Raw genomic sequence first — 12,250 nt, forward strand, 5'->3', positions numbered from 1 at the left:
CAATATGAAAGCAAGTATCATTATTTTGATCGCAATGATTTGGGGAGGGCTACAATTTGGCGTAGGCGGGGCATTGGGCGCTGGCCTGATCGCATTTATTGGCTATCTCTATCTCAGCAAAAAATCAGCCCCATCCGAACAAAATTCTAATGCGGCAATGAATGGTAGAGATTTACAAGCATCCCACCTCACACCGCCCTTGGAGCAAAGAGTCGCGCAGCTAGAGCAATCGCTCGCCGCCTTGCAAGCCGAAGTGCAGCAGCTCAAAGAGCAAGGCAAGGACAGCATCGCCGCCAGCAGCCCGGCTTTTGAAGCGGTAAGCCCAAGCATCACGCCGGCCGCATTACACGAAGTTGAACACAGCACCGTAGAAATCAGCATACCTGCTACGCCTTATCTGGCCGATCTTCAAGCCGAAAACATCCCAGCGACCAGCGCTCAATCGATTACCACTGAAACAAACGACTCCTCAGCGATCACGCCTTCTGAGACCAGCGCGATTGATAGGGTCGCGGCGCTCAGCCAGCAAGCCGCAATAAGTAGCCCAGCCATCGCAGCTGAAACAAGCGATGAATCAACGCTCCCTTCCTCGGAGACCAATGCTGTTGACCTAGCCGCTGCAGTCACCCCCCGCAGCCAGCAAGCAGTACCAAGCCGCCCTGCACCCCCACTCCCCCTGCTGCCAGCAGAGCCAGACTGGCTTAGCGAGCAATTATCCAAAGCCTTTAAAATGGGCAAAGACTGGCTACTGGGTGGCAATACCGTGGTGCGGGTCGGGATACTGATTCTCTTTTTTGGCGTGGCGTTTTTACTTAAATTTGCCGCCGACAACAGCATGCTGCCAGTGGAGTTTCGCTTTGCAGGCACGGCCATTGGTGCCATTGCACTCTTGGTGATTGGCTGGCGATTGCGTGACAAGCGCCGCGAATATGCCTTGATTATGCAAGGCGGCGGCGTGGGCGTGTTGTATCTCACCGCCTTTACCGCGCTGAAATTTGCCGTGATTCCTGCCGGATTTGCGCTGGTATTTTTGGTCTTGGTCGGCGTATTTTCGGCCATTTTAGCCATCAAACAAGACGCCAGATCGCTGGCGGTGATGGGCATTACCGGTGGTTTTTTAGCGCCGATTCTGACATCCACCGGCCACGGCAGCCATATCGCCCTGTTTAGCTATTTTGCCCTGCTTAATGCCGGTATTTTTGCGATGGCTTGGTATAAAACATGGCGGCCGCTTAATTTACTGGGCTTTGTGTTTACCTTTGGGATTGCCACAAGCTGGGGCGCGCTTAAATATAAGCCTGAGCTACTCGCCAGCACCGAGCCGTTTTTAATCTTATTTTTCCTGTTTTATGTGGGCATTGCCCTGCTCTACGCCCTACGCCAGCAAGTTGCACTCAAAAGCTATGTAGACGGCACGCTGATCTTTGGCACGCCGCTGGCCGCGTTTGGCCTGCAAGCCGCGCTGGTCCACGGCATTGAATTTGCACTGGCCGGTAGTGCCGTCGTGCTCTCTGCTTTCTATCTTTTAATTGCCCAGTTTTTAAGGGCAAAAAAACGCGACGAGCTGCGTTTACTGTTTGAAGCGCTGCTTGCGCTGGGCGTGCTGTTTGCCACGCTGGCCATCCCACTGGCCTTTGATGCCCGCACCACCTCCGCCAGTTGGGCGGTTGAAGCCGCAGCGATTATCTGGGTGAGCCTGCGCCAGCAACGTTTACGCTCGCTCTGCTGCGCTTTAGCTTTGCAAGTGATTGCAGGCATTGCCTTCTTTAATCATGCTGGCCCCCTACCTGATGATGCCCTAGCCATTCTGAACAGCGGCTATATCGGCGGCCTGATGCTAGCCCTGTCAGGCTTTTTCAGCGCCTATTTAATGCAAAAAGAAGCGGCTCTGGCGTGGTTTAAGCCTGGAAAAATTATTTCACCCCTTCTCGCTGCCTGGGGGTTGCTGTGGTGGACGGGCGCAGGCCTGAATGAAATCTGGCAATTTATTCTCCACACAGAGCAATCCTCAGCCATCGCCCTGTTTGCAGCTTTCAGTGCGCTGCTCGCCAGCCTTGCTTGCAAAAAATGGCAATGGCCACTGCTGCGCCTACCTGCTCTGGCGCTGTTTCCTGTGTTGGCGCTGATCAGCATGCAGGTATTAGCAACGCATCTTCATCCACTGGCGGGCTGGGGCTTGCTTGCATGGCCGCTTACCCTGCCGCTAGCGCTTTATTTATTGTGGCGGCATAAAGACGAAGATCAACAAGCGTTGCCCATCCTGCACACCGTCGGCATTTGGCTGACAAGCATTTTAGTTGCCGCCGAATTAGCATGGTTGATTAGCCAAGCCGTACCAGAAGGCGTATGGCGTACCACCGCATGGCCGATCATTTGCGCCGCCGTGCTCTGGCTGCTAGCCAGCTACGGCAACAAAATACGCTGGCCGATTGCCCGCTATCCACAAACCTATTTTATTGCGGGCGCGGCACCGCTGGCGGCAGGTTTGCTGCTGTGGGCGCTGTTTGCGCTGGGCAGCAATGGCAATCCTGATCCGCTGCCGTATTTACCGCTGCTTAACCCGCTCGATATTGCCCTTGGCTTAGGCGTGGTGGCGCTCTTAGCTTGGAAGCGTCGCTTAATCAACTTACAGTTGCTTGATTTATCCAAGCTGACCGCCCCCATCCTGCTCGCCATTGGCTTTCTCTGGCTTAACGCCATACTGCTCAGGGTGTTTCACCATTGGGGTGGTGAGGTTTACAGCCTGATGACCTTGATTGATTCACTCAGAATACAAGCGATATTTGCGCTGTTCTGGAGCGGCGTATCCACAATCGCCATACTCATGCTAAAACGCTTTGCCAAAGAAGAATCCTACGGCTCGATAGCCGCACGCCACGCATTGCGCGGCATATTGCTGGTGCTTTGGGCATGGCTATTGGCTGCCAACTTTAGCGATGGCAGCTTGCTCAATGTTCGCTATCTGCCGCTGCTTAATTTACTAGAGCTGGCGCAACTGGCGGTTCTTGGCGCGCTGTATCTGGCCTGGCGTGATTTCAAATCGACATCCGCCGATGCCGAGCTACCCAACTGGCTGGCGTATGCCACCCTTGCTACCTTATTTATCTGGTTTAACGGTGCCTTGCTGCGCAGCCTGCATCACCTGCTGGCCTTCCCGTTCTCTTTATTAGAAGCGCTGCATTCCAGCAACTTGCAACAAATACTCATGCTGGCTTGGGGGCTGTTTTCATTGGCCGCGCTCCAATTTGCCAAACGGGACAGCATGTTGCGCCTGCTGGCCATTGCCTGCGCGCCCGTGATGTTGGTGATGTGGCTATGGACTTTCTACGCCAACCTCAGCGAGGCTGGCAGCCGCTGGCCGCTGATCAATCCGCTCGATTTAATCCAGATCGGCATCTTTGCCCTACTCGGCCTATGGCTCTACCGCGTGGACAAGCTGCGCGGTGGCCTGCCGATGCAATGGCTTAAAATCGGCACCGGTGCCACGCTATTTGTCTGGCTGAACGGCGTTTTGCTGCGCACCTTGCATCATTGGGGCGATGTGCCCTATCTGCTCGGGCCGCTCTTGCAATCAACGCTAGTGCAAGCTTCGCTGTCGATATTCTGGACCGTGCTGGCCTTTGGCTTAATGCTGTTTGCCACGCGCAAAACCGACAGATCACTCTGGTTTAGCGGCGCAGCGCTATTGGTTGTCGTGGTTGCTAAGCTGTTTATGCTCGATCTATCCAGAATCAGCGGGATCGAGCGCATCATCAGCTTTATTGGCGTAGGCGTCTTACTGCTTATCATTGGCTATTTATCGCCGCTGCCACCCAAGAAGGAAGAGCCATGAGATTAATCTGCATACTGATCTTATGTATCAGCCCCTTGGCTTGGGCAAAAAACCCCACGCCAGTACCGCTGCCATCGCCGCTGACACCGGCTGTTTTTAGCCATCAGCAAATATTGCTACTCAGCGAGTCGTCGCCCTTCTACCGGCTGGATGTGCCTATCACGGTGTACCAATTTAGCCAGCGGGCCGATTTGGGCGATCTGCGGGTCTTTAACGCCGCAGGTGAACTGGTGCCCTATGCACTGGAAACAAGAGCAGCCCCGCAGCAAAATCAGCTTAGCCAGACCTCCCTGCGTTTTTTTCCTTATGACAGCAAGGCCAGCATTGAACAGCGTGATATTTCTATTCAGATCCGCAGCGACGGGCAGTTGAGCGCGCAGAGTCATACGTTCAGCAAGCAGCAAGAGAGCAGCTATATTGTTGACGCCTCACAAATCAAAGGGCAACTTGAGTCGCTGATTCTGGGCTGGCAAGAAGCCAACTATCAGGGCCAGATCAGGCTGGCGGCCAGCGACGATTTGCAACAATGGCAAGCGCTAGGCAGCACAGAAATCATCCAGCTCGATTACCAAGGGCAAACGCTCAGCCAGCCGAAAGTGGAATTGGGCGGCATCCGCGCCAAATATCTGCGCATCAGCAGCGACACCCCGCTCACGCTTAAAGAAGTGCGCTTGCAATCATCAATTGAGCAATCTGCTCCGGCAAAAAGAGCATGGCTAGCACCCGTCACGGCCCAGCTCAGCCAAGACGAGTATCTGTTTGATCTTGGCGTGCATGCACCGATCGACAGGCTGGAGATAGCCTTGCCACAGCTCAACACGGTAGTGCAAGCATCACTAGCAAGCCGTGCCACCCCTGCCGAGCCATGGCAGAACGCGCAAAGCGGCGTGCTTTATCGTCTACAAGGAAAAACAGCTGAGGCCCACAGCCCCGCGCTATCCATCTCCCCCAATAACCATCGCTACTGGCGCTTAAGCGTCAATCAAAATAGCGGCGGGCTAGGCCAGGGCCTACCTCAATTGAAAGCAGGCTGGACACCCCAGCAAATCGCCTTCGTCGCCCGCGGGCAAGCGCCATTTACGCTGTCTTTTGGCAATATGCGGGTGAATAGTGCGGCGATCAACTCGGCGGATTTAATCATCGGCAACGCGGTGGCATCGGCTGTAGCGGGCGCTTTGCAGAATAAAACCACTCCCCTCGCACCGGCCATCGCCAGCGAGCCCTCATCCGCCCGCAGCTATGGACTATGGGCGGCGCTGGTTTTGGCGGTGGGAGTATTAGGGGGAATGGCCTGGAAACTCATACGACCAGCACAGGGCTAAACCATGTCGGATCACTTTTCTAAGGTTGCAACACACTATTTCGCAAGCAGGCCGCATTACCCCGCAGCCCTTTTTGAGTGGCTAGCCAGCCAATGCCCCGAGCGACAACGGGCATGGGATTGCGGTGCGGGAAGTGGTCAGGCCTCAACCGCGCTTGCCTTGCACTTTGATTCGGTATTAGCCACCGACATCAGCCAGGCGCAGCTTGATTTACTCCCTGGTAATCCAAAGATTCTCACTCTTTGCACTACTGCAGCAGACAGCCAGTTGCCCCCCAATAGCGTGGATCTTATTTGCATCGCCCAAGCACTGCACTGGTTTGATTTAGATGCTTTTTATTTAGAAGCTAAGCGAGTTTTAAAAAAGGAGGGGCTGATTGCTGCCTGGTGCTACGGCACACCCGTCATAGACCATCCGCAAATTAATCATTTATTCCAAACGTTTTACCAAAGCGGCGTTGGCGCATATTGGCCGCCAGAAAGAAAACACGTTGAAAATGGCTACACCGATCTCCCCTTCCCCTTTACCCGACTGGCCTGCCCAAGCTTTGAACTCAAGGAAAAATGGCAGCTTGAGCAATTAATTGCCTATGTGCAAAGCTGGTCAGCCACCGCTCGCTTTATTGAAGAAAAAGGCTTCAACCCCGTTGAGGCACTCAAGAACGCGCTGGCAGAGCACTGGCAAACCGAGCACACCATCAGCTGGCCCATTACCTTACTGATAGGGGCGAACTGCCCTGAGTAGCTTTAAGGCTGCGGATCAATCGGATCAGCGCTGTGGATGGAGGCAGCTCGGGTGCTGTAGCTTGCCTATCCTGGCTCAGCACATGCGGTAATGATACAAGCCGTCTGAATAAGAAACTTGCACCGCTATTGCCAGTGCCTTGCCGGGCAAACGGCAAATTAAGATTAGCCCAATCATTATAATCACTTAATACAGAGAGGCTTGAATCCTGATTAATATCCCGCGAATAAGCCACTGTATTCTGACTGCCATTTGTATTCCAATCGGCATAAAACCCGGCATTATTCCCTCTGCCTATCAAGGCAGATTCAATTAAGGCATTTTCATTTAAATTTACACTGCTGCCATCCGAGAAATCCATACGATAATCTGTGCTGCAAGGGCTGGCATCTAAGCTGCAGATACCGCCCCAGCTAAAGCCCAGCGCATTGTTGTTAAGGTAATAACGTTGCACCGCACCCGCCGCCTTGGGATCTGTACCAAGGCCCGGCAATTGGTAGAGATAATTCATCACGCTATAGTAATTAGGCTTGTAGTTATTCGCTTGATTACCCCCATGCTCTAAACCAAAATTATGGCCTAATTCATGCATGATGGTGCTGGCCTGATAATTCAGTAATAAGTTTGTATTACTTCCCGAGCCGCTTGATAAGCCCCAATTACCTAATGTCACCAGTAAATCATTGCCATTGATTTCAGCCAAGCCTGAAGAGCCTGCCGAGCCATCCAGCTCTTGCGAGTTTGCCATTAATAGATAATGAAATATCGTTTTGCGCCGAATATCCAAACTCGCCGATTTATAGCTATATAAAGAGGCGCAGCCTGTTTTACTATCTAAGCTAATACATTTCGCATAAGTCACGGTATTGGCCCCTCCTGCCAAACCACCGCCTAAATGAAATAAGGCCGGATTAAACGTAGCGGCGTAAAGGCTGCCGGTATCAAAATGAATGCTAAAGCCTCTGGCTGTGAAAACGTCCACCACTTTTTGCAGCGCCTCTTTACGCGGAGTAATACCGGCATCGCTGGAAGCCATATGATCGACTTGCACAAAGATATCGCGCTGGCTCGTTCTGGCCCCCATCGCGAATAAATCTAAACCCGCAAACGTGCCACTCTCTACTTCTGCGCTATCAGGAATCCCATCATTATCACTATCCACCGCTGTGGCGGGCACATCGTTAGGCCCGCCGGGCGTAGCAAAGGGAATCTGTACCCAATCTACGGTGCTCTTGCTATTGGCCTGTAGCGGAAAAGGCCGCGCTAAAGACTTACCATAATCTTGCGATGTAGCAGGCAAGGCAGCCACATTTGCCCCTGCCCATGCCGCACTTGTTAAAGGCACATGGCTGCTATTGCCAAAGCGAACAAAATCCAAAGTAGCCCCCGCAAAAGTCAGCTCCACAGCGCCATTGGCATCCCAAAAAGGCACAGCCTCGCCGTTTTTGATATAAGCCGCTTGGCTGTTATCGCTTACGCTATCGTCTATTTTTGCAATCACCACAAAATAGCCGCCCGCTGCCAGCGTGATTGCAGGCAGGCTAAAGCTAACGGGCGAGACAGATAGGGTAAAAGGGGAAGAGCGTAAGCCGGAACGCGTGCGCAAGCTAACCCCACTGAGCGACACCGCGCTGCTCCCTGGGTTATGAATTTCTACCCACGCACCCGCGTTAGTTGAATCATTGGTGGAAACTTCGCTGATTAATAAACCTGCATTGGCGGCAGTAACAGGTGTTGGTGTAGGAACAGGGCTAGGCTGAGGGCTGGGAGCAGGGCTAGGCGCTAAAGTAGGAGTAAGCGTAGGGCTAGGGCTGGAGCTTGGTAAAAAAGTAGGGACGGCACTGGGCTGAGGCGCGGCGGTAGGCGTTGCCGTAGGTGGGGTAGTTGGCGTTGCCGTCGGTAAAGGCGTCGTCGTCACGATCGAGGTAGCAGGTGTCGGCGCAACGCTATCCCCCGAGCCGCCTCCCCCGCCCCCGCCGCAGGCTGTTAAGCTGATCGATGCCAACAATAGATAATACGGCGCAGTTGGTTTCATTCAGCCAGCCCCTTGTTCCGACCTAAACGCATCCCGGCGCAAACCTACGCCCCCTCATTACCATAGCAAACAGACGATTGCTCGGCAGGGAATCATTGGCGGATCAGAATGGGGATATGGGTATAAAGACTTGCCACCTTACAACCAGTAAGCAGAAATACCTCCCTAACATAAAACCCAAATCTTAAACCACGGAGAAAAGGGAGAACACGGAGGGCCACGGAGAAAAACGTATATACAAGGTTTTCTCCGTGAAACTCCGTGTTCTCGGTGTTTCAAGATTTGGGTTTTGGTGTGGGGCATAAGCTCTCAGGGAGCACTCAACACCAAACCTCTACTCGCTCACATGTTCAATTTGCAGCTGCACCACGCGGTTGCCGCGGAACTCGTTTACGCCTATGCGGTACACCGCAATGATTTTGGGCGGCAGCGGGTCGGCATGGCCAAAGCGCATGGCGTCCAGCACTAGGCCATGCGGATTGGCGAGTTTGAGCTTTAAGTGCCGCTCACCCACCAGCCGCTGCTCAACCACGCTGAATTCGCCCTGGAACACCGGCGCAGGGAAGCCCTGCCCCCAGACTTGTTTGTCTAACGTTTCAGCCACGTCCAGCGCAAAAAGCTCGGTGGACAGCTCGCCATCGGTTTCAATTTTTCGCTCTAGCGTGTCGGCATTCATCAGCTCATGGCATACCAACTCAAACGCGGCTTTAAAACGTGCAAAGTCAGCCTGGCGCAGGCTTAAACCCGCAGCCATGGCGTGGCCACCAAATTTCAGGATTAAATCGGGGTGGCGCTTGGATACCAAATCCAGCGCATCACGCAGATGCAGGCCCGGGATGGAGCGGCCCGAGCCTTTGATTTCATCGTCATTGCCATCGGCAAACACGATGGTTGGGCGGTGAAAGCGATCTTTCATTCTGGAGGCAATAATCCCCACCACGCCCTGATGCCAATCGCCTTGATAAAGGCTGATACTGTAAGCGTCTTCTACATCGATGCCTGCCAAAATGGCTTCCGCCTCGGCGCGCATGCCCACTTCAATCTCGCGCCGTTCGCGGTTCATGCCATCCAGCTCTTTAGCCAGCGGCGTGGCTGCGGCTTCTGAATCGGCCAAGAGACAAGCGATTCCTAGGCTCATATCGTCCAGACGCCCTGCCGCATTCAGCCTTGGCCCCAACGTAAAGCCCAGATCAAAACAAGATGCTTTGTAAGGCAAACGCCCCGCTGCAGTAAACAAGGCCAAGACACCAGCACTGGCCCGCCCTGCCCGCATGCGTTTCAGGCCCTGCTCCACCAGAATGCGATTATTGCCATCCAGCCTCACCACATCAGCCACCGTGCCCAAGGCAACCAAATCCAGCAGCGTCGCTAGATTTGGCTCTTTGATGCCTGCAAAAACCTGCCGCTCGCGCAGCTCGGCTCGCAGCGCCATCAGCACATAAAACATCACGCCTACACCTGCCAGATTTTTACTGGCAAAAGTACAACCCGGCTGATTCGGGTTCACAATCAGCGTGGCGGGCAATTCATCACCTGGTAAGTGGTGATCGGTAATCAGCACATCAATGCCCCGCGCCTGGGCTGCAGCCACACCGGCCACGCTGGCTATGCCGTTATCCACCGTTAAGATTAAATCCGGCGATTTTTGCGCCGCCAGCTCGACGATTTCTGGCGTAAGGCCATAGCCATATTCAAAGCGATTGGGCACCACAAAATCGACCACCGCGCCCAGCATCGCCAAACCACGCATCCCCACCGCACAAGCCGTTGCGCCATCGGCATCATAATCAGCCACGATCAGAATGTGCTCTTTCGCAGCTATCGCATCCGCAAGGCGCTTGCCCGCTTCAATAATATTTTTTAAGCCATGAAAAGGCAGCAAATGCACCAACTCGTGCTCCAGCTCGGAGCGGCTGGCAATACCGCGAGCCGCATACAAACGGGCTTCTAGCGGGGACAAGCCTTGCTCACAAAGCAGAGATTCGGCGGCGGAAGGGACAATACGGGGGGAAATGGTGGTCATGGCTGACTCGAAGTGACGGATATAAAAACTTCTAAAACTAACTTCTGTGGACACAAAAAACACAGCGTTTAAAGGCAGAACACGGAGAAAAAACTAAGGCTAGACCACGGTACGCCTAAAACTAAACGACGACTTTATCATTTTTGAGAGCCAGACTAAGGCGTAAAAAGTGATGAAAAACCTTTACGATTCTCTCTGTGTGCTCTGTGTTCTTCATGGGCTCTGTGTCTACAGACCTTTTTAGCCCGAGGCAAACGCCCAAGGTAACTTCGGCTTTTGCCAGATCTTCCAGCGTAAGGATCGGTCTGTTTGCAGGGCGAGGCCCAGCTCCGGGAAGGTGATCGCTAGCGATTTACGCTTACCAGATTTTAAATCAGCCAAGAGCGGTGCAAACCAGTCTTTTTCTAATGCCAGCCAGCCCTCACGCCAATCGTGAGCATTGCCGTAGCAGGCCCCTAGTCGTAGATGATCAAGCATCACCAAGGCGTCACCGCTTGGCAGTGCGGCAGCGTTGGCAGGAAGGGGCTGCACCTCTGAGCCACCGATATGCATCAGACCACGCAGCAGTAAATCATCTGCATAAACAGGCAGCTCGAGCACAACGGGGGTATCGGCAACGGGATAATGGGAGCCGCCCCACAGCCATAGACTATTGATGGTTTGTGCGTCGCTACGCTTATCATTCACGGCATGGGTGTAGAGATACATCTGAATTTCATTGAGCAGACGATGCCACTGTAGCGCGTCCGTGCCCTTAGGCAAGAGCGTGTTGATATCTCGGCCAATGGCGGCATCGAGTGATGTCCACATGAGCTGTGGATCTGCAGGTAAGCGTACATACCAGCGCGTTGGCGTGGCAGCCACAAACAGCATGCCGTCTTCACTAAATACGCTATTCAAACCTGCCACCAGCGCATCTGCCTCGGCTTGGCTCATTTGAAAATGATGCGCATCAAACAACAGCAGACCATCTCGCTCAATTTTAAGATGTACCGGATCGGCCCTTAGCCAAAAGCCCCCTTGGGCCGCGGGCTGATCCAAACCCAGTGTTAAAGCTGCCGCAGGTAAACTCTCCATGCCAAACAGCCCTGCCAGCCATGACTCTACCGTTTGCCTGTGCGCAGGCAGGCGCTCGCCACGGCCGCACAGCAGCGCCGTTGCGGGCAAATCTAAGCCGGTAGTAATAAAGCGACACTGATCCAAATCGGGCCAGTCGGCATAAGAAATAACAAGATGAAGTGACATAGGGGAGTTTTACAGGTGGGTTTGCTTAGGCGTAAAAACGAGGTGTTAGTTCAATTGCTAAGTAAGGTAGGGTGGGCACGATAAGACGTGTACCCACCCTACCTTTGTTTATATGAAGTAACGCAAGCTAGCTAATCAGTCTTCTTCCAGCTGAAAGCGGCGGCGATTGAGCTCTTCTTCTTTCACGCTATCGATTTCACGCATCAGGCCACGTACATCCGCTTTTTTCTCGCTGCGGCGGGCACGGCCAGTCAGCACAACGTCGGGATGCAACTCACCTTTCTCGTAATGGCTCCAAATCTCGAAGGCGTAATCGGTATTCAGTAACTCTGGGGCAAACTGACCAAAGTAAGTTGCCAAATTACCCACATCGCGCTCCAGCATACTAAACGCGCTGTTGTTGCCTGCCGCATCCACAGCCTGTGGCAAGTCGATAATCACAGGGCCATCTGCATCGACCAGAATATTGTATTCGGATAAGTCGCCATGAATCACGCCGGCGCAAAGCATTAATACCACTTGCTTGATTAGCATGGCGTGATAAGCCAAAGCCACTGTATGGCTCAGCACAACATCATTTAAACGTGGAGCAGCGTGGCCTGCGGCGTCGGTAACCAGCTCCATCAAGAGCACGCCTTCAAAGCAGTTGTATGGGGTAGGAACGCGCACGCCTGCCGCGGCTAAACGGTGTAAAGCGTCTACTTCGGCGGTTTGCCAGACTTCTTCAGCCATTTTGCGGCCATAACGGCTGCCTTTTTCCATAGCACGGGCATCACGCGAGCCTCTAACCTTACGCCCTTCTTGGTAGGCCGCGTTTTGTTTAAAGCTACGCTGATTCGCTTCTTTGTAAACCTTGGCGCAGCGAACGTCGTCGCCACAGCGCACTACGTAAACCACGGCTTCTTTGCCACTCATCAGCTGGCGGAGTACTTCATCAACAAGTCCATTCTGAACAAGCGGTTCTAATCTTTTCGGGGTTTTCATTTTCCAAAGTCCGGTATAAGCAAACAGCAGTGTGCCTTATGCCATAAATTCGCTTTTAGCGCAAA

General features: G+C 53.4%; 7 protein-coding genes. 3 read left to right on the forward strand and 4 right to left on the reverse strand.

The window, feature by feature from the left end; genetic code table 11:
- Nucleotides 1-4: 4 nt before the first annotated feature.
- The 3 genes from VN23_RS08825 to VN23_RS08835 are packed head-to-tail and all read left to right on the forward strand — an operon-like array spanning nt 5 to nt 5,898.
- Nucleotides 5-3,832: a DUF2339 domain-containing protein gene (locus tag VN23_RS08825; RefSeq protein WP_052746685.1), complete on the forward strand. Its 3,828-nt coding sequence runs from the start codon at nt 5-7 to the stop codon at nt 3,830-3,832.
- Nucleotides 3,829-5,154, forward strand: coding sequence for a DUF3999 domain-containing protein (locus tag VN23_RS08830; RefSeq protein ID WP_046352759.1), 1,326 nt, complete (start codon nt 3,829-3,831; stop codon nt 5,152-5,154). Before VN23_RS08825 ends, VN23_RS08830 begins: the two co-directional genes overlap by 4 nt.
- A gap of 3 nt (nt 5,155-5,157) precedes the next feature.
- Nucleotides 5,158-5,898: a class I SAM-dependent methyltransferase gene (locus tag VN23_RS08835; protein ID WP_046352758.1), complete on the forward strand. Its 741-nt coding sequence runs from the start codon at nt 5,158-5,160 to the stop codon at nt 5,896-5,898.
- On the opposite strand, the gene VN23_RS08840 is transcribed toward VN23_RS08835, so the two are convergent.
- The 4 genes from VN23_RS08840 to VN23_RS08855 all read right to left on the reverse strand — a co-directional run bounded on the left by VN23_RS08840 (nt 5,864) and on the right by VN23_RS08855 (nt 12,185).
- Entirely contained in the window at nt 5,864-7,933 is a 2,070-nt protein-coding gene (locus tag VN23_RS08840; RefSeq protein ID WP_052746684.1) for a lamin tail domain-containing protein, read from the reverse strand. The two genes, VN23_RS08835 and VN23_RS08840, sit on opposite strands and share 35 nt — an antisense overlap.
- Nucleotides 7,934-8,267: 334 nt before the next feature.
- On the reverse strand, nt 8,268-9,956 hold the full coding sequence (gene recJ, locus VN23_RS08845; protein ID WP_046352757.1) for a single-stranded-DNA-specific exonuclease RecJ: 1,689 nt from the start codon (nt 9,954-9,956) through the stop codon (nt 8,268-8,270).
- Nucleotides 9,957-10,196: 240 nt separating this feature from the next.
- Nucleotides 10,197-11,201, reverse strand: a complete 1,005-nt coding sequence (locus VN23_RS08850; RefSeq protein ID WP_046352756.1) for a hypothetical protein — start codon at nt 11,199-11,201, stop codon at nt 10,197-10,199.
- 135 nt (nt 11,202-11,336) lie between these two features.
- Nucleotides 11,337-12,185 carry a PA4780 family RIO1-like protein kinase gene (locus VN23_RS08855; protein WP_046352755.1) on the reverse strand — a complete coding sequence of 283 codons (849 nt, stop codon included), beginning with the start codon at nt 12,183-12,185 and terminating at the stop codon, nt 11,337-11,339.
- Nucleotides 12,186-12,250: the final 65 nt, after the last annotated feature.

It is taken from the genome of Janthinobacterium sp. B9-8 (genome assembly GCF_000969645.2).
In the GTDB taxonomy this organism is placed as follows: domain Bacteria; phylum Pseudomonadota; class Gammaproteobacteria; order Burkholderiales; family Chitinibacteraceae; genus Iodobacter.